Origin of the sequence: Fictibacillus terranigra (assembly GCF_030412265.1) — a bacterium.
Classification (GTDB): Bacteria; Bacillota; Bacilli; order Bacillales; family Fictibacillaceae; genus Fictibacillus_C; species Fictibacillus_C terrinigri.
The window spans coordinates 1,504,296-1,523,187 of record NZ_JAUHLN010000001.1; the positions used below are offsets into that span (position 1 = coordinate 1,504,296).

Sequence of the window (18,892 nt, forward strand, 5' to 3'; positions counted from 1 at the left end):
TGCGGCAGCTTTTTCTTATTGAGCTAACTGGCAGGTTTAGTTCGAAATGAAAGTCAAAAAAGGTTAACCTTACCAATTATTCGTGGTAGTATGAATGTAATCTTTTAGAAGAGGTGAGTTTAGTTGAGTAAAGTTGAGCAGAGTACAAAGTTAGATTTAGAGCGAATTGTTTTTATTGGGAGAACCTTTGAAGAGTATTTTGATATGTTATCGCTTTCAATAGAAGAACTACAAGGAAAGAAAATACTCGATTGTCCAGCAGGAGCTTGTTCATTTACTGCTGTTGGTAACAAATCAGGTTTAGACGTAACAGCTTGCGATATTGGTTATTATCATTCGGGTGAGGACTTAAAAAATAAAGGTCTTCATGATATTGAACACGCGATGGAGCATATGCAAAAAGCCAAAAACAATTATAAATAGGATTATTTTAGGGATTTAGAAGGTCTTAGAAATCATCGTTTAAGTGCCTTACAAGATTGTTCCAAAGATATGGAGGAATCTAGCGATAGCTACATTCCCGTTACATTACCTTCTTTACCATTTAGGAATGAAGAATTTGATATATCTATTTATGTATGCGGATAGATCAATTTCACATAGAAACGCTAAATGAATTTTTGAGGGTTACGAAAGAGGAAGTGCATATTTTCCCTTTGGTTGATTTAGAGGGAAAAAGATATGAGAATTTAGATAAATTAATAAGTTATCTCGCGGATAATGGATGTACAGTCCAAGAAGTTAAAGTGCGATATGAATTTCAGACAAATGCTAACTCGATGTTAAAAATTAGAAAAAGGTATTAAACGTAGTCCCTTCTTTTAAATAAACTTTATGCTACTAACGAGCGCTTTACTTCATTACCAGGAGCTGATCAGCAGCTCCTTTTCTTATGCAACTATAGGGGCAGGTTTGTTTCATAAGAGCTTGATATCATCTCATATTAATACAAGGTATTTTGGGGAAGATGGAAAAAAGCTGAATTTAACCGTATTCTTTGTGGGCTAAAAGTATATGAGCTACTTTCGAGGGGATGAACCGGGTTATCAGGTGCTGTATGCGTAAGGTCTAGCTATTTTTTGAAAATTGAACTCTAACTCTTCCTAATTTAATTATAGCATATAAAAAATGGTAAATATAGACTATTTATTCTTATTTGCTACTGCTAAAATACAATGGAACTTTAATTAACCAAAAGAAATCTAATGGTTAGGGGAGATGTAAAATGAGTTCTTTGGTTCTCGGTTTTCAGGAAATGGAAAAAACACAGCTTTTGCTCATAGGCGGAAAAGGGTTAAATTTAGGGGAACTATCAAAAATTGAGGGAATACAAGTACCAGAAGGATTTTGTATTACAACAGTGGGATATCAAAAAGCCATCGAACAGAACGAAGGGTATCATGCTTTGTTGGATCGACTAACAATGCTAAAAGTAGAAGATCGAGATCAAATTGCTGAAATCAGCAGGAAGATTCGACAAATCATTTTGGAAGTTGAAATTCCTTCCGTTGTTGTGAAAGCAGTAACTCACTATCTCTCCCAGTTTGGTGATGAACATGCATATGCAGTGCGGTCTAGTGCGACTGCTGAAGATTTACCACATGCCTCTTTTGCCGGTCAACAAGACACCTATTTAAATATCATCGGCAAAGAAGCAATCATGCAGCATATCAGCAAATGTTGGGCTTCCCTGTTTACAGATCGCGCTGTGATTTATCGTATTCAAAACGGATTTGACCATCGCAAGGTTTATTTATCAGTTATTGTTCAAAGGATGGTTTTCCCACAGGCTTCAGGGATATTATTCACCGCTGATCCGATTACCTCTAACCGAAAGCTGCTATCAATCGATGCCAGTCTTGGACTTGGGGAAGCACTGGTCTCTGGCTTGGTATCTGCCGATTGTTATAAAGTAAAGGAAGAGGAAATCGTCGATAAGATGATAGCAACCAAAAAATTGGCTATCTATGGACTAAAAGAAGGCGGAACTGAGACCCAGCAGATCGATCCCGATCAGCAAAAGACTCAAACTCTTACCGACCAACAAATTTTACAACTGGCACGCATCGGAAAACAGATCGAAGCTCATTTTGGCTTCCCGCAAGATATCGAGTGGTGTTTGGTTGATGATACTTTTTATATTGTCCAGAGCCGTCCAATCACGACGCTTTTCCCCATCCCTGAAGCGAATGATCAAGAAAATCACGTCTATGTATCTGTTGGTCATCAACAAATGATGACCGACCCTATGAAACCATTGGGATTGTCTTTTCACCTGTTAATAACTCCTGCACCTATGCGTAAAGCTGGTGGAAGGTTGTTTGTGGATGTCACACCTATGCTGGCTTCACCTGACAGCAGAAACATGTTATTAAATACCATGGCACAACACGATCCGCTCATGAAAGACGCACTTACGACTGTTGTAGAGCGAGGAGATTTTATAAAATCGTTATTAAATGATCAAAAAGCACCGAGTCCCAACAGAAACAATACAGATGTGCCGGAAGAAATCGAAAACAATCCGACCATTGTTCATGAGTTGATTAAGCGCAGTCAAACGTCGATAGAAGAGTTAAAACAAAACATTAAAACGAAATCAGGATCGGATCTATTTGATTTTATTTTGGAAGATATCAAAGAGTTAAAGAAGATTTTATTTGACCCACAAAGTACAGCTGTTTTTATGACTGCTATAAATGCTTCACATTGGATCAATGAAAAAATGAACAAGTGGTTAGGTGAAAAAAACGCAGCAGATACGCTTTCTCAATCTGTACCAAACAATATTACTTCGGAAATGGGTCTGGCGCTATTGGATGTTGCAGATGTGATTCGTCCATATCCAGAAATAATTGATTATTTACAACATGTAAAAGATGAAAACTTTTTGGATGAACTGGTTAAGTTTGATGATGGAAAGGAAACCCAAGACGCTATCTACGATTATCTCATCAAATACGGAATGCGATGTCCCGGAGAAATCGATATTACGAAAACTCGTTGGAGCGAAAAACCAATTACACTTGTCCCCATGATTCTCAGTAATATCAAAAACTTTGAGCCTAATGCTAGTAATCGGAAATTTGAGCAAGGGCGACAGGAAGCTTTGAAAAAAGAACAAGAGTTATTAGATCGAGTGAAGCAATTGCCGGATGGTGAACAAAAAGCCAAAGAGACAAAACGAATGATCGATCGTATTCGGAATTTCATCGGTTATCGGGAATATCCAAAATACGGCATGGTTAATCGCTACTTCGTTTATAAGCAGGCTTTACTGAAAGTAGCCGAACAACTCGTACAAGCCAATGTTATTCATGAAAAAGAAGATATATACTATCTCACTTTTGAAGAACTTCACGAAGTCGTACGCACAAATAAACTTGATTACCAGATCATCAGCAAACGAAAAGACGAGTACAAATTATATGAAAAACTAACTCCACCACGTGTGATCACGTCTGATGGTGAAATCATTGCAGGTGAGTACAAACGAGAAAATCTCCCAGCCGAAGCGATTGTAGGTCTACCTGTTTCTTCCGGAGTTATAGAGGGAAGAGCACGTGTCATCTTAAACATGGAAGAAGCTGATTTAGAAGATGGAGATATATTAGTCACCTCCTTTACTGACCCTAGCTGGACACCATTGTTTGTATCCATTACAGGCCTAGTCACAGAAGTTGGTGGACTGATGACCCATGGAGCAGTTATCGCACGGGAATATGGCTTACCAGCAGTTGCCGGTGTGGAAAATGCTACCAAACGGATCATGGACGGGCAACGAATTCGCGTGCATGGAACAGAAGGGTATATCGAAATATTGTAATTGCTGAATACCTTACAGTATGAAAGATTTATATTGAAATTCTTTTCTAATTGGGGTTTGTTAAATAATAAAGAGAAAAGCCGTTTAACATTTTAGATATGTCTAATATGTTAAATGGCTTATTTTTATTGGATTATTTTATTTTTTAGTCTTGATAAATAATGAGGCGACGTTAAAGTTACCTAAGTTGCTGGAGCTAGGAATACCTATAGGAACATCCTTAGATGGGGAACTGATCTTGACCGGTCAAAATGTCTTCCTGATTTGAGGCCGTTTTCATCATTATCCATAATCTGATTGCGTATAATTCTAATTTTTCAGAAAATATGTTATGATATATTCACACAAAACAGAAACATTGTTTGATAATATCAAACACAGAGGTGGGAAGGAGGTTTACATAGCTTAGATTTTGTCTTTCATCCATTTTAAAAAAAGGAGAGATCATATGTCAGCAAAATTCCAAGGTGTTATTCCGCCTATTCCAACCATTTTACATAAAGAAGGGCGACCAGATGAAAAGGGTATGGGAAATCTGATTGATTTCTTAATTGAATCAAAAGTAAATGGACTGTTCTTTCTAGGGACAGGTGGAGAATTCAGCCAGATGACGGTTGAATTAAGAAAAGCGGTCGCTGAATTTGCTGTTCAGTATGTTAACGGACGAGTTCCCGTTCTAATTGGAACCGGTACTCCAGGCACGCTAGAAACCATCTCATTAAGTATGCATGCCAAAGAGGCTGGAGCAGATGGGATTGTTGTCATTAACCCTTATTACTGGCAACTTACAGAGGAGAATCTTTTTCAACATTTTGCCGATATTGCTGAAGCGGTAGATTTACCCATTCTGCTATACAACTTCCCTGGACTAACAGGACAAGATTTATCACCAGAATTTGTACTCAAGCTTGTGAAGGCGTATCCCAATATCGTGGGTATTAAAGAAACGGTTGAATCAGTGGGGCATACCAGGGAAATGATCTTAACGGTGAAGTCCTTCAAAGAAGATTTTGCGGTTCTCTCTGGATACGATGATCACTTATTAAATACATTGTGTGTTGGAGGGGATGGGGCCATCCCATTAACTGCCAATTTTATCCCTGAGCTTACTGTTGGCCTCTACCAATCTTTTAAGGAAGGAAACTACGGAAAAGCCATTGAATTACACAAAAAGTTAGCGCCATTTCCCCTTTTATACAAACTTGACTCTCCTTTTGTGAATGTAGCGAAAGAAGCCATACAGATCCGGGGAATCGAGATCTCTACTGATGTATTGGCACCTGCACGTCCATTAAGTTCTGATAAGAGGGAAAAAATACAGCGATGTATGGATACAGTATTGAATCAAGCGATCCCTTCGTCAAAGTAACGACTGCTTAAAGATCCAGCCGCCGAAATTATGGCGGCTTTTCGCTATGTAAGTTACCTTTAGCAAGAAAGAAGAAAGGGAAAGATAACCAACTTGACGAAAATCGGGAAGAGAATAGATAAGAATTTCCGTTTGCGTACATACGTACAATTTATTTCCAACAATAGTTCCAGCCTTAAAAGTATTCTAAGGATGATCAGAAGGGTAAACCGAGTGCACGGGAGATATAGTTTACACAGTTTACGGTTTCCTGTAAGAATATCAAACTTTAGAATGACGGCCATCTCATATTGATAAAACCTGGGATGTGACTTTATAAGAATTGGTATGATGTGGATAATTTAATGGTCCACAAAGATACGATCGTGGAATATATTGGAAGTTCGGAGACAGTGGCCAACCGGTTAGCTGCGCAAGGAATTGAATTGTATTATCATAATCACCATATTGAATTCGAGAAGTACGATGGTCAATTTCTACTGGATATAATGAAAAACAGCACTTCAAAACTAGGCTTTGAGTTAGAGTCACTGAATTCATAGAGGTGGCGAAAATCCAATAGAAGTCATTAAACGATTTGAAGGGCGCATCTCTTTAATTCATTTAAAAGATTATCGAATAGGTCGTAGGAAGAAGACTATAAAGGATCATCGGAATTTTCTCAGAAATTCACCAATATTGAATTTGCCAGAACTGGGTAAAGCAGTCTGATATAAAGGGGATTATTGAAGCAGGTCTGCATAGTGGCGTACAGTATTTTTTAATTGAACAAGATGATATGTATGGCCGAGACCCCTTCGATTGCCTTGAAACATCTGCTAACAACTTGGAAAACTTGGCTAGTTGGAGTGGATGGCCTTAAATTCTGTGTTATTCATCACTAAGCTCATAGTGGCTAAATACAGGAAACGCCTAAGCCTTGTTCTTCCACGCTTGGAAATGACAATTTGCCTTTTCCACATCCTGAACTAGCCTCAGCGAGATGGAGTCCTGCATGCCGAAGTAAAGAATTGCCGTGTGAACAACCACTTAAATCTCCAGCTTCCCCCAAAATACCATCAACGAAATTTCACTAATTACCTTTATCATAAGCAACGATTTGTGTTGCCTCCTGTTATAGAAAAAATAATCAAAAGTTTATTCTTTATTTCCAAGTAAAACCCCTTTATAACATAAATTAGCTAACGTCAATTAATCGATGATGTTGGACATATCTCGAATAAATGAGGCAAACATGGGCAAAAACTAAGATAGGCAGGAGAAAGCCTCGTGTTGTTTAGTAACTACAAGGGAATTTATACAAAACGCCTTAAACTTGTTTTTCAGTAATTACATAAAATGTCGCAAAATTATCACCATCTAAGTGTTCGTCACTGTGAAGTACTAAAAGCAAAGGGAACATGTGCTGATGTATAAGAAACATGAACTTATGTTAATTTGGTTAACCTTTTTTGTAGCTTTGATTATGGGATTATCATTAATTGCACGCTTGGTTTCAGGATAAGGAAGGGTGAGTTCTAATCGGTAATGAAGAATCTGTCTATTTTAGTCGTTTACTAACAGAGCTGACATTATCATTCCACATCATTTATGCAACCATTGGGGTGGGAATTCCCCTCATGATCATGATTGCTCAATGGGTTGGGATTAAGAAGCAGGATGAACATTATATTTTACTAGCAAGACGATGGACACGGGGTTTTGTGATTACGGTGGCCGTTGGTGTTGTAACAGGGACTGCGATTGGGTTACAGCTCTCTCTTCTCTGGCCAAACTTTATGGAGATGGCCGGACACGTTATTTCTCTACCTTTATTTATGGAAGTATTCGCTTTTTTCTTTGAAGCCATTTTTTTAGGCATTTATTTATATACGTGGGATCGGTTTGAGAATCAGAAAAAGCATATGCTGCTACTGATTCCAGTAGCCGCAGGGGCATCTTTCTCTGCGATTTTTATCACGATGGTCAACGCGTTTATGAATGTGCCTCGAGGATTTGATATCGCACATGGGCAACTTGTCAACATTAATCCCGTTTTAGCGATGTTTAATCCTGCCATGCCTTCCAAAGTCGCGCATGTCCTTGCAACTTCCTACATGACATGCGCGTTTGTTCTTGCGTCTATCGGTGCTTATCGTTTGCTTAAAGGGTCAAATCATGTTTATCACAAAAAAGGGCTATTTTTAACGATGAAGCTGGGACTTGTCTTCTCTATCACTTCAGCCGTAATTGGGGATTTTTCGGGAAAATATTTGGCTGAATACCAGCCGGAAAAGCTAGCAGCTGCCGAGTGGCATTTTGAAACAGAAAAAGGAGCTCCCCTTATTATGTATGGCGTGCTGGAAAACAAGGAAGTGAAATATGCGCTTAAAATCCCATATGCACTCAGCATTTTAGCCCATGGAACTCCAAGAGCCGAAGTAATCGGACTTAATCAATTTTCAGAGGATGAGGTCCCTCCACTCTATATTCACTACTTGTTTGATTTGATGGTTACGATTGGTATGTGGATGATTGTAGTGTCTTTAGTGTTTTTGATCGGAACTTGGCGAAGATGGCGTCTTGTGTCATCCAAATCGTTCCGTTGGTTGATTGTGCTGGGAGGCCCTCTCTCAATGATTGCAATCGAAGTGGGATGGTGGCTGACCGAAGTGGGACGTCAACCATGGATATTACGTCGAATCATGAAAACAACGGAAGCAGCAACAACAAGCGGTAAGGTAGATATGATGTTGCTCTTGTTTGCTGGATTGTATCTGCTCTTAGCCATTGGTAGTCTAGTTGTACTTTCCCGCATGTTTCGCAATAATTCGGTGGAACAGGAATTGGCCGACCGAACGTCTGAGAAAGCTGGTGACAGGGTATGACACTTGAAATTATCGGCATTTCCGTGTTATGGATTTTTCTCTTTGGATATATCATCCTGGGTGCGATTGATTTTGGGGCTGGGTTTTTTAACGCATATTCTACGTTTACAGATAAACAGCATATTTTAACAAAAATCATTGAACGCTATTTATCACCAGTGTGGGAAGTGACGAATGTCTTTTTGGTGTTCTTCTTCGTGGGGATAGTAGGCTTTTTCCCTCAAACCGCCTACTATTACGGAACTACTTTACTTGTTCCCGGAAGTATTGCTATTGTTCTGCTTGCCATTCGGGGATCTTATTATGCGTTTACACACTACGGAGGACTGAATCATAAAAGGTATTCCTTTATGTATGGACTTACCGGATTATTTATTCCAGCTTCATTATCCATTGCATTGACCATTTCAGAAGGCGGCTTTGTTAAGATAGGATCATCAGGACCACAACTTGAATATTGGGCGTTGTTTACAAGCCCTTTAACATGGAGTATTGTTGTGCTCAGCCTGACATCAGTGTTATATATTTCTTCCGTATTTTTGACCTGGTATGCACATGAAGCGAAAGACGACCGTGCAACGAATCTGTTGCGAAAATACGCGCTCATTTGGGCAGCTCCAGCGATTCTAACAGCTTTGGGTATTATCATTGAACTGCGCACGCATAATGCCGAGCATTTTCAGCGGTTATTGGATCTATGGTGGTTGTTCGGTTTATCGTTCACATTATTTGTTGGAACAGTGTATTTAATTTGGAAGGGTCAAGCCTATGGGGTAGCAGTTGCACTAATGGTAGGTCAATTTTTCTTGGCCTTTTTTGGCTATGGTGTATCGCATTACCCCTACTTACTCTCGCCATACCTGACAATTTACGATAGCTTTACGAATGCTGCAATGGCCATTGCACTGATTATTGCGTTTGTTGCGGGACTTGCGTTGCTTATTCCATCGCTATATCTTTTGCTTAAACTATTCTTGTTTAACAAAGAATATGTGCAAGGAAAACGAAAAAATCATGTATAAGGAGACAACTCATGATGAAAGGTTTCCTAATCTTTTACGCACCATTTCTTTTGCTCATAGCATCAATTGTAGCTGCTTTTTGGCTTGCATCAAATGATGATACAGTGAAAAGGGTTGACTATAAGGTAAGTAAGAATCTACATGTTTGCTGTCTTAAACATCATTTTTTGGGTGATTGATGTGCGTGAGAAAATTAACCCAAAACGTTGTTTTCCTATTGACCTTAAATTGTTTTCTACCAGAAGTTTATCTTTCGCCGCACGAGCATAAAGGGGGCGAATGGTTAAACAATCCAGAACTTAGTATTCACGTCCGAAGTAGCTGACTTCCCGCTCACCCATCTGTTTCTACAAGTAGGGGGTGGACAGTATAACGGACGGGATCAAGTCGATTGACCTTATGATAAGAAAGGGCCAGATTGTTGAGGAACTCATTCTCAAAATGAATCATTGGAAATTATTATTAAAATTTTTTGAACATATCTTATTCCAGAAAAGGGCGCTTTCCTGTAACAAGGAACAGCGTTTTTTTAATTTTAGGGCCAGAATGTTGCAGGAAAACTTTCGAAAACAATAGGTCTCAGATTGTGAAGGTTTGTGCTTAAACCGGCGTATGCAGGTTAGCTAACAATTAGTATCATAAAATAAAGGAATTTGGATTTTAGTAAAGAAAGAATAAATTTAGAAAAATGCAAGGGTGGAATAGGGCTTCGGAACGAAACTGGTTACAGATTGGTTCATTTGGAATACGGTGGGGGAAATTCACATATATTTTTGATTCACGATGATAGGGGGAATATACCAATGAAAAAGCGAGCAATTGGTCATAACGGTCCACTGGTTTCAGAGATTGGTCTCGGTTGTATGGGGATGTCATGGCTATATGGTAATGCTGATCGAAGCGAAAGCATTGCAACAATTCACGCGGCACTTGAGGAAGGCATTACACTCTTTGATACAGGTGATTTCTATGGCGATGGACACAATGAATTACTTCTACGTGAAGCCTTTCAAGGAATCCAACGGGAAAATGCGTTCATTTCAGTAAAATTCGATGGCAAGCTACACTCTCATGGCAAGGGTCATCGGGAGAGTGATAACCACCCTCATACAGTTAAGAATTTCCTTGAGGATACCCTACTGCGCCTAGGTGTTGAATACATCGATCTTTATCAACCAGGAACAGCCTGCATCGATCCAAACATACCAATCGAGGAAACGGTTGGTGCAATTGCCGATATGGTAAAGAAGGGATATGTGCGTTACATTGGTCTTTCTGAAGTAGGAGTAGATACAATTCGTCGCGCACACACTGTACATCCTATTAGTTGGCTGCAAATGGAATACTCACTATTTAATCGGAGCATCGAATCAATTATCTTGCCAACTCTACGGGAATTAGGTATTTCTCTTTCGGCTTATGGTGTTCTCTCAAGAGGTTTATTGAGCGGTACATGGTCAAAAGATCGGGTTCTAGGTTTGGATGATAAACGCAGTAATGGTCCACGGTTTGCCAACGAAAATATTGAAAAAAATTTAGCCCTTGTAGAGGCTTTGCGTGAAATTGCTGAAGAAAAGCAAGCAACCATTGCGCAGATTGCTGTCGCGTGGGTTTTATCCAAGGGTGAGGATGTTATCCCATTGGTTGGGGCAAGAAAGCAATCACAACTACAGGATTCACTAGGTGCAGTTGACATGAACTTAAGTTCAAACGATCTTTTACGAATTGAAGAAGCAGTACCTCCAGAGCTTGTCGCCGGCGAATACTTCCCTGTACCACGGCAAAAATGGTTCGTTTAGGGTGCATTTCTTCAAGAAGGAGAAACGGATCTTTTTATTGAATTAACATAGAGATTAAGAAGTCAAGAGCGTTTTGACTGCTCTTCTTCCAGATAAACAAATTTATTATGGTGAAGAGGATAATTAAAATGGAGACAAGTAATAAAGTAACAATAACGGTAGAAACCACAGTTCATAAGCCGGTTGCAGAAGTTTGGAAAAACTGGACAGAGCCACAGCATATAACAAAATGGAGTTATGCTTCTGACGATTGGCATGCGCCAAATTCAGAAAATGATTTAAGGGTTGGCGGGAGATTTCTTACAAGAATGGAAGCTAAGGACGGTAGTTTTGGATTTGATTTTGGTGGTGTTTATGATGATGTAAGAGAAAACGAGTTTATTTCTTACACTCTTGATGATGGAAGAAAAGTTACGATTTCTTTTATTAACCATGAAAATGAAACTAAAGTAATTGAGACTTTTGAAGCAGAAGCCACCAATCCTATTGAAATGCAAGAAGCAGGTTGGCAGGCGTTTATGGACAATTTTAAAAAATACAGTGAAACGTTAAGTTGAATCAATCAAAAAATAGTTTTATCTATAATCGGGTGCATTTCTTCAAGAAGGAGAAGTGCACCTTTTTGTTGAAATTTCTAGGGCTGTTACACAACTTATTGTAATTATTGCTGAAAGCTCGCACTCCTAGGTCATTAGCTGATGCTGTTATAGGCACAGGATTCCTGCATAACAAAAAACATTTAAAGTCTGCACTTTCTAGAGTAAATATCCTGAGTACACATTGTCGAGATATTAGACGATTTGAAGCTCCAACAATAGATATCTGGCTACGTGGCATTAGGAAGGCTGCATGGTCATACTGAGAGTCTCGCTCCATGGGATGTTGCTTCTTCTGGACTCATTGCTCGTGAGGCGGGACCTGTATAGCACAAACGTATACATGACATTTATCATACTTTGGACATGACACGTATGTCTTAAAAGGCCAGACTCCCATCTTTATACTTGAGTAGAACCAATGGGAGGGAAACATACTAATGACAAAACAAAAAAATGTTAACTTACGAAAACAAGTTGCCCCATATGAAAAACCGAATACGAAAAATAGTGTAGCACAGCTTATTAATACGCTTGTTCCATTTTTTCTATTGTGGTACCTGGCTTACGAAAGCCTGTCCATTTCCTATTTCATCGCTTTGCCATTAACGATTATTGGTGCCGGCTTTTTGACACGGATCTTTATTATTTTTCATGATTGCTGCCACCATTCATTCTTTAAAAATCGGAAAGCAAACAAAATAGTGGGTACGATTACAGGTATCCTTACTTTATTCCCGTATCACCAATGGCAGCATGAGCATAACATCCATCACGCTACAAGCAGTAATTTAAATAAACGCGGTACAGGTGACATTTGGATCCTCACGGTAGACGAGTATTTAGCTGCATCTTTTTGGACGCGCATCGCTTATCGGTTGTACCGAAATCCGATAATTATGTTTGGTCTTGGTCCGATTTACGTGTTTCTCATTTCAAATCGCTTTAACCGAAAAGGAGCAAGATCCAAAGAACGCATAAATTTATATATTACGAACCTTTCTATAGCTGCATTGGCCGCATTGCTTTGCTCGACCATCGGCTGGGAAGCATTCTTGCTTGTTCAAGGTCCTATTTTCTTCGTATCGGGTGTTGCGGGCATTTGGCTGTTCTATGTACAGCATCAGTTTGAAGACTCTTATTTTGAAAAAGACGAAGATTGGGATTATGTGAAAGCCGCTATGGATGGGAGCTCTTACTACAAGCTTCCGAAAGTCTTGCAATGGCTAACAGGCAATATTGGATTTCATCATATTCATCACTTAAGCCCAAGGGTGCCAAATTATCACTTGGAAGATGTTCATAATATTGATTCAACTTTTCAAAATGTACAAACGATCACGCTTACTTCAAGTGTTCGTTCCCTGGGATTCCGCCTTTGGGATGAGGAGAGCAGAACCTTTGTCAGCTTTAAAGGTATTCAAAGGATAGAAGCAAAAAAGAATAATGCGAGAGCGGCCCGTTTAAAATCAAGTTTGAGCGGCCGATAACAAATAAAGTCCTGAAAGCAAGGATCCAACCCTTGTTTTCAGGACTCCATTTTTTGTTAAAACGCAATTGTGATAAGATAGCAATAGGAATTCAACACCGCAAAAGAGGTTTCAATATGAAAAAGATATATAAGCTGTTTCAGAGAAATACAGGGATTTCTCCGTATGTTTGGAGCGTTTTTAGTATTTTGCCGTTCTATTTTATTTTTCAATCGTCGTCCACGAAATCTGTTGTGGTGGGTATTTTGCTTACCATTTTATTCTTTATCACTTATCGTTTTGCTTTCATATCAAAAGGGTGGCCTGTTTATGTATGGGCTTGCATTCTTATTGCCATATCGATTACCATGACAAGCCTTTTTAACTATGTTTATTTTGCGTTTTTTCTTGCTTATTTTATTGGTAATATAAAAGAGCGAATTCCTTTTATTTCCTTATATATTATTCATCTCGTCAGCACGACCGTCTCTTTTAACTTCAACATCGTTTTTCAAGATGATCAGTTCTTAAAACAATTGCCTTTTATCATCATCATTTGGATCAGTATCATCCTCATGCCTTTCAGTTTATATAACCGAAAAAAGCGCGAGCAGCTGGAAGAACAATTGCAAGACGCGAATTCCGTACTGGTAAAACAGGAGGAACGCCAGCGGATTGCCCGTGATCTACACGATACTTTAGGACAAAAACTTTCATTGATCGGGCTGAAAAGCGATTTGGCCAGAAAGTTAGTTGAAAAAGACCCCGAGCAGGCTCGTTCTCAATTGAATGACGTACAGCAGACCGCTAGAACAGCACTGAACGAAGTCCGGAAAATGGTGTCTCAAATGCGAGGCATTCGATTAGAAGAGGAACTCATCAACGTGAAACAAATACTTAAAGCTGCGCAAATTGAATATGTAGGTGAACAAAAACTAAACCTCACGAATGTTTCCCTGCTGACTGAAAATATTTTGAGCATGTGTTTAAAAGAAGCGGTAACCAATGTCGTAAAACACAGTGGCGCCACAACCTGTTTTATCTCCATCAAACAATCGTTAAACGAAATTATAATTTCCATAAGGGATAACGGTGCAGGAATAAGAGTAGATGAAGATATGACAAAAGGCCACGGACTACTAGGAATAAAAGAACGGCTTGAGTTTGTCAACGGACGTCTGGAGCTCCTTTCGGAGGAGGGGACGACGTTAATCATTCACGTGCCGAATGCCATAAAATCCGCTGAAAAGGAGGGAGACAAATGATTCGGATAGTCATTGCAGAAGACCAGCAAATGATGTTGGGGGCACTGGGTCTGCTGCTTAATTTGGAAGAGGATATGGAAGTGGTCGGAAAGGCAAGTGACGGAGAAAAAGCGATTTCGCTTGTCCATCAGCATCAACCGGACATTTGTATCATGGATATTGAAATGCCAGTAAAAACGGGGCTTGAAGCAGCAGAAGAACTAAAAGAATCAGGTTCCAAAGTGATAATTTTAACGACATTCGCTCGTTCAGGATATTTCCAGCGGGCCGTAAAGGCGGGGGTCAGAGGATATTTACTGAAAGACAGCCCAAGTGAAGAATTGGCAAGCTCCATCCGCAGTGTGATGGCAGGCAGGCGAATATATGCCCCTGAGCTTGTGGACGATGCATACAGTGAGGAGAACCCGCTTACTGACCGTGAAAAAGAAGTATTGTCCCTCATTGCAGATGGGAAAAATACGAAGGAAATCGCCAATCAGCTGTCTATCAAAGCTGGAACGGTGCGAAACTATATTTCAACGATATTAGAAAAACTCGAAGTCACCAATCGGATCGAAGCCATTACCCGTTTCCAGGAAAAAGGCTGGTTTAAATAAGTTTTCCCGCACTTTATTGTGTTGTCCGTGACCAGTGTAATTTCATTGACAAAGTACTTATGGAGATGAATTAATGAATTTATCCTAATGCACAATTGCATCAAGAAGAGATTTCTTCATTTCTTCTACAGGTGCAGAGAAACCGATCTTCTGATAAGATCGGCTTTGTTTTGCTTCGAAAACTTGTTTTATGTTAACCACCATGCTTATTTCACCCGTACTCGGTCGTGACCGAAAACATTATTTGAAACATCATTTGAAACATTCTTCCAAGGACCCCTTATTTGCCGGAACCAAGGGGAATGGCGGGGAATATCCATCTCTTTGCACCGATACCATGCCTGCAGGTGAAAGGAATAGCAGGGGCTCGCTTTTCATGGACCAAAGAAGGTAAATATCAGGAACGTCAGTTAATTTACATGGAGCTATCGGGAAGTTACAAATTTATTATGAGGTCCCTGACAAGAACGATTTTTGTAGGTGAACCACCCCATAAAGTAAAAGAAACAGCAAAAATTGTAAATAGAAGTGTTAAACGGTGCACTATCCACCATGAAGCCAAAAGTACCGTGTGAAGATATAGTTATCCGCTTGTTTAGACGGAGAATACTGTTCCTCTTCCAGCAACTGTGTAAGGAAAACATAGAGTGCCTGAACACAGTTTGTTGAGTGATACACAATCCATACACTAACATATAAAACAAATATGCAGCCGTTTACAACGGTAAATAAACAAGCTGGTAACATAATAGTAGTTCATGTAACCAAGTCAACAAGCAAAACCCCGAATTCGGCCAAATAAGCCTGAATTCAGGGTTTTGCTTTGTGCCAAAGAGCGGGATAAAGCACGTTTTCCGGAAGGGGCCCCATCTTCCATTATCGTCTCCATATTTCTAAGAAAATTATAATTATACGATTGTTAATAGCAGATTTGTCAAATATTAATGGTTACGTTTTAAATATTTGGTTAAGGAGGGTCATTGGGCCAATGGGGGCTGTTGAACGAAATGGATATCGGTTTGAACCAGAATATAGTGTAATCAACCAAAATGGCGGGATTCATGTATATAACAAAGGTGAGTATTTGGAAGAAATAAAATTTTCTTTTTCAGGAAAATTTCCAAATCCTGATGAAATTGAAAAGTTAATTGATACCTACTGTAATCAGCGAGGGATTTGATTTCTTTTGAAGGAAAAGGAAAAAATATTTCTGCACACTGTGCATTAGGTTTGAAAATCTTAAAAATGATGAGACAGAGTTAAAGCAGTTATCATTTGACCTCTAATCCAGAACAAAATATACTGTGGTTAACAATAAAATATCCATCCTTTTTAAAGGGGAGTAGCTGTACAGCAAAGTCGTCAATACGGGTTTATCCTCGGCTTTGTTGGCAACAAATGTTGTTTGCGAGACCTTTACCATTTTATTTGGTAAGGTCTTTTTTGGTTTATCAAATTCTTTGAATGGAGGTTATTGATGTCTATAAAGAGAACAATCACAAATTACTTAAAGAAAGAGGGACTAATACTGTTGAAAAAGAAAGGAATTCCTCTCCTCAAAAAGGAGATTAACAAAAGAAGAGGTAAAAAAAGTAAATAACAAATGTAAATAAATATTATGTGGAGGTTGTTTCATGAAAAAATGGCTGTTTGTATTTACTGCCAGTATTATGTTAGTCCTTGGCGGATGTTCTTTCCTGGATGATACGAAAAAAACGGTAACGTATGCAAATGATGCAACGGATTATGTAAATGAAGCGACTACTTTTGGCAAAGAAGTCCCTTCTCTTGCCAAACAGGCGGTTGGGGATGAACAAGCAGCGCAAGAACTGGAGACAAAGCTGAAAGAGATGAAACAAAAGATTGAGACCTTTGATAAACTTGAAGCGCCGGAAATGGCTGCAGATCTGCACCAGCAAATGGTTGACCAAAATAAAAAAATTGAAGCGGGGATCGAAGTGTATTTAAATAATATCAGAGGCGGCAAACTCGATCCTTCTGTTCTGGAAAACACAGAAATGTTTCAGTCCATCCAAGAAATAACAAGCATTATTGACCAAATTAAAAAACTATCATAATAGGATGAAGCACATGTTCTATTTATGCCCGTTTGAAACGCCATTTCACCTCAAATGTTTTATAATGTCAGTACTTAAGAAAGATTAATGTACCTTATTCGTCTCCCTCAAATGGCTTCAATATTAACAATATCCAACAAGGCGAATAAATGCCAAACCCTTTATAAGAAATGACAAGTAACGAAACATTACAACAAATAGTACGAAATCAAAATAATCAACCTTAAAAAGGAAGGACCAGTACATAGTAGACATATTTGTACTGTCCTTTGTTTTCTATAAAAATGGAGAAAATCAGATCCGTGGGAACCAAAAAAAAGACGACCGCTTAATGATTCGTGAAACAGAAATAGAAATGCCGATTCCGGATATCCGGAAGATAGTGATGAAACGTGCATAGTTAGTGTCCCGACTAACCAGGCTTCTCCGTATTCCGTAAAATTTAATCCCGGAAAAAATGAAACCACCCAAGAAAATCGCATCTTCGGGTGGTTTAGACTGCTTCCGTTGTTTTCTCTTTTTGATCTACAACCGACGTAAGGACAAGATTGTGAATCGTAATTTCCGGGCGGCTGCCCACGCGAATGTTTACTCCGTTCTGTACTAAGCCTTCACTAATATAAAACGGCTTACCGTGGTGTTGATGTAATCGCTTTACGATGTTCATCCGAATCAATTTCCCCAATTTAACAAGATGGTACGGCTTTGGCCAATTAATTTGACCTCCGTGAAAAATGGCCGGAAAGCAAGTAGTCAAAAGGGAAGTCTTCTATTTCTAGAACAATATTCGGATCATGCGTTAATACTAGATTGTATCCGTTCATAAGTAAAATGGATGTAAAACAATGCAAAACGAAAATGATATACTCATGATTAACGGCAAGCAATTAAGCATTATTGGAATCGATGACTTTAGTACAAATCGAAGTGAAGCTCACAAATCATATGAAGGATTATTTTAATTCGTTTTTTAACAACCAGTTATGAAGTTTTGAAAAAATGAGTAACGCAAAGATGGAACCTAATAAAACAAGCAACATATCCCATTGTGCATCCCAAATATCCCCCTGCCTGCCTAAAAATTCTTTAGCTGCTTTGCCTCCTTGTATGTTTTTAGAAATAGCTGCAAATAACCATTCTACGATTTCGTACAATGAAGCAATGGCGAGCGAGATACTTATAGCGATAGCAACTAACCAGGGACCTTTTGTTAACGGCGTTTTCCGTAATAACACTTCTGTAATTACAATTGTAAAGAACCCCTTTAAAAAATGTCCAAATCGGTCATAGTGATTTCGATTTAAATCGAAAACATCTTTTATCCAATTAAAAAGAGGAACCTTTGAGTAGGTGTAATGACCACCGACGAACATAAGAACTGCCAGGATAGCGATGATGAAGTATGACAGAGTAGTGAGTCGAAACTTATTGTAGGTTGAAATCACTATTATCAATCCGACAATGGCAGGAGTGACCTCCAAGCCCCATATTAAATATCCTGCCGGCTTTATCACAGACCATATAAAAACGGCTGTAACAGCAATTAGTAAAAAAAGATGAATCTTTGTAAGTTTCTCGGGTATCATTTTTTGCTCCTATAGTGATTGCTTTACTAACAGTATTAAAACAAACGCGATTTTGTATACGAATTTTCTTGCATCTAAAAATGATCGTTCATAAGCAGACGATGAAGCCCTATTCGAAGAAATGGCTAATGTACTTAACGAACTTATAATGGAAAAAAGTGGCGTAATAAGGATTAAAGATCCTTTGATCAATTTCTGCTTGGAGAGAGGATAAAAAGGAGAGTTCATTTCAGCCACTATTGACCATTGTAGTTCCATGCTACAGCATTTGTAACAAAAGCCAATGAAGTATTGCTCGTCATGTAAGGACTTGTGGATAACGGTAGTAAGGACCGGAAATGCGAGTAAAATACACCCGCAGATTTCAGGGTTGAAATGTTTTTATAATGGAAGGTTGTCTAAAAAATTGCTAGGAAACA

General features: G+C 38.9%; 13 protein-coding genes and 4 pseudogenes. 14 read left to right on the forward strand and 3 right to left on the reverse strand.

Annotated features, from left to right (window positions below):
* Nucleotides 1-123: 123 nt before the first annotated feature.
* The 4 genes and pseudogenes from QYF49_RS07535 (at nt 124) to QYF49_RS07550 (ending at nt 5,737) form a co-directional block, all read left to right on the forward strand.
* Nucleotides 124-806, forward strand: a pseudogene (locus QYF49_RS07535) (SAM-dependent methyltransferase).
* Between the two features lie 419 nt (nt 807-1,225).
* The gene (gene ppsA, locus QYF49_RS07540) at nt 1,226-3,826 is read left to right on the forward strand and encodes a phosphoenolpyruvate synthase (RefSeq protein WP_290398959.1); all 2,601 of its coding nucleotides are present in this window, start codon (nt 1,226-1,228) and stop codon (nt 3,824-3,826) included.
* 448 nt (nt 3,827-4,274) lie between these two features.
* Nucleotides 4,275-5,195: a dihydrodipicolinate synthase family protein gene (locus tag QYF49_RS07545; protein WP_290398960.1), complete on the forward strand. Its 921-nt coding sequence runs from the start codon at nt 4,275-4,277 to the stop codon at nt 5,193-5,195.
* Nucleotides 5,196-5,539: 344 nt separating this feature from the next.
* Nucleotides 5,540-5,737 (forward strand): hypothetical protein, encoded by a 198-nt coding sequence (locus tag QYF49_RS07550; RefSeq protein ID WP_290398961.1) that lies wholly within the window; start codon nt 5,540-5,542, stop codon nt 5,735-5,737.
* A 300-nt stretch (nt 5,738-6,037) separates the two neighbouring features.
* On the opposite strand, the pseudogene QYF49_RS07555 reads toward QYF49_RS07550, so the two are convergent.
* Nucleotides 6,038-6,290: pseudogene (locus tag QYF49_RS07555) on the reverse strand (transposase); the annotation flags it as partial.
* Between the two features lie 425 nt (nt 6,291-6,715).
* Here QYF49_RS07555 and QYF49_RS07560 point away from each other — a divergent pair.
* The 10 genes and pseudogenes from QYF49_RS07560 (at nt 6,716) to QYF49_RS07600 (ending at nt 16,887) form a co-directional block, all read left to right on the forward strand.
* Nucleotides 6,716-8,062: a cytochrome ubiquinol oxidase subunit I gene (locus tag QYF49_RS07560; protein ID WP_290399079.1), complete on the forward strand. Its 1,347-nt coding sequence runs from the start codon at nt 6,716-6,718 to the stop codon at nt 8,060-8,062.
* A complete protein-coding gene (locus QYF49_RS07565) occupies nt 8,059-9,084 on the forward strand; it encodes a cytochrome d ubiquinol oxidase subunit II (RefSeq protein WP_290398962.1) in 1,026 nt (341 codons plus the stop codon). Before QYF49_RS07560 ends, QYF49_RS07565 begins: the two co-directional genes overlap by 4 nt.
* A gap of 14 nt (nt 9,085-9,098) precedes the next feature.
* Nucleotides 9,099-9,191: pseudogene (gene cydS / locus QYF49_RS25985) on the forward strand (cytochrome bd oxidase small subunit CydS family protein); the annotation flags it as partial.
* A gap of 696 nt (nt 9,192-9,887) precedes the next feature.
* Nucleotides 9,888-10,883, forward strand: coding sequence for an aldo/keto reductase (locus QYF49_RS07570; protein WP_290398963.1), 996 nt, complete (start codon nt 9,888-9,890; stop codon nt 10,881-10,883).
* Nucleotides 10,884-11,011: 128 nt separating this feature from the next.
* Nucleotides 11,012-11,440, forward strand: coding sequence for an SRPBCC family protein (locus QYF49_RS07575; RefSeq protein WP_290398964.1), 429 nt, complete (start codon nt 11,012-11,014; stop codon nt 11,438-11,440).
* Between the two features lie 479 nt (nt 11,441-11,919).
* On the forward strand, nt 11,920-12,969 hold the full coding sequence (gene desA, locus QYF49_RS07580; protein WP_290398965.1) for a Delta(5) desaturase DesA: 1,050 nt from the start codon (nt 11,920-11,922) through the stop codon (nt 12,967-12,969).
* Between the two features lie 116 nt (nt 12,970-13,085).
* Entirely contained in the window at nt 13,086-14,213 is a 1,128-nt protein-coding gene (locus tag QYF49_RS07585; protein WP_290398966.1) for a sensor histidine kinase, read from the forward strand.
* On the forward strand, nt 14,210-14,809 hold the full coding sequence (locus QYF49_RS07590; protein WP_290398967.1) for a response regulator transcription factor: 600 nt from the start codon (nt 14,210-14,212) through the stop codon (nt 14,807-14,809). The genes QYF49_RS07585 and QYF49_RS07590 overlap by 4 nt, the downstream gene beginning before the upstream one ends.
* Before the next feature lie 988 nt (nt 14,810-15,797).
* Entirely contained in the window at nt 15,798-15,989 is a 192-nt protein-coding gene (locus tag QYF49_RS07595; protein WP_290398968.1) for a YbxH family protein, read from the forward strand.
* A 454-nt stretch (nt 15,990-16,443) separates the two neighbouring features.
* Nucleotides 16,444-16,887, forward strand: a complete 444-nt coding sequence (locus QYF49_RS07600) for a DUF6376 family protein (protein ID WP_290398969.1) — start codon at nt 16,444-16,446, stop codon at nt 16,885-16,887.
* A 493-nt stretch (nt 16,888-17,380) separates the two neighbouring features.
* On the opposite strand, the pseudogene QYF49_RS07605 reads toward QYF49_RS07600, so the two are convergent.
* Together QYF49_RS07605 and QYF49_RS07610 are read right to left on the reverse strand one after the other, a co-directional pair.
* Nucleotides 17,381-17,714 (reverse strand): annotated as a pseudogene (locus tag QYF49_RS07605) (hypothetical protein); the annotation flags it as partial.
* Nucleotides 17,715-17,840: 126 nt separating this feature from the next.
* The gene (locus QYF49_RS07610; protein WP_290398970.1) at nt 17,841-18,473 is read right to left on the reverse strand and encodes a DUF2238 domain-containing protein; all 633 of its coding nucleotides are present in this window, start codon (nt 18,471-18,473) and stop codon (nt 17,841-17,843) included.
* Between the last annotated feature and the right edge of the window lie 419 nt (nt 18,474-18,892).

Excerpts from the sequence above, each read along its gene's own strand:
- QYF49_RS07585 (WP_290398966.1), top strand. The coding sequence starts at position 13,086 with ATGAAAAAGATATATAAGCTGTTTCAGAGAAATACAGGGATTTCTCCG.
- QYF49_RS07575 (WP_290398964.1), top strand. The coding sequence starts at position 11,012 with ATGGAGACAAGTAATAAAGTAACAATAACGGTAGAAACCACAGTTCAT.
- QYF49_RS07550 (WP_290398961.1), top strand. The coding sequence starts at position 5,540 with ATGGTCCACAAAGATACGATCGTGGAATATATTGGAAGTTCGGAGACA.
- QYF49_RS07565 (WP_290398962.1), top strand. The coding sequence starts at position 8,059 with ATGACACTTGAAATTATCGGCATTTCCGTGTTATGGATTTTTCTCTTT.
- QYF49_RS07570 (WP_290398963.1), top strand. The coding sequence starts at position 9,888 with ATGAAAAAGCGAGCAATTGGTCATAACGGTCCACTGGTTTCAGAGATT.
- QYF49_RS07595 (WP_290398968.1), top strand. The coding sequence starts at position 15,798 with ATGGGGGCTGTTGAACGAAATGGATATCGGTTTGAACCAGAATATAGT.
- QYF49_RS07610 (WP_290398970.1), bottom strand. The coding sequence starts at position 18,473 with ATGATACCCGAGAAACTTACAAAGATTCATCTTTTTTTACTAATTGCT.
- desA (WP_290398965.1), top strand. The coding sequence starts at position 11,920 with ATGACAAAACAAAAAAATGTTAACTTACGAAAACAAGTTGCCCCATAT.
- QYF49_RS07600 (WP_290398969.1), top strand. The coding sequence starts at position 16,444 with ATGAAAAAATGGCTGTTTGTATTTACTGCCAGTATTATGTTAGTCCTT.
- QYF49_RS07590 (WP_290398967.1), top strand. The coding sequence starts at position 14,210 with ATGATTCGGATAGTCATTGCAGAAGACCAGCAAATGATGTTGGGGGCA.
- ppsA (WP_290398959.1), top strand. The coding sequence starts at position 1,226 with ATGAGTTCTTTGGTTCTCGGTTTTCAGGAAATGGAAAAAACACAGCTT.
- QYF49_RS07545 (WP_290398960.1), top strand. The coding sequence starts at position 4,275 with ATGTCAGCAAAATTCCAAGGTGTTATTCCGCCTATTCCAACCATTTTA.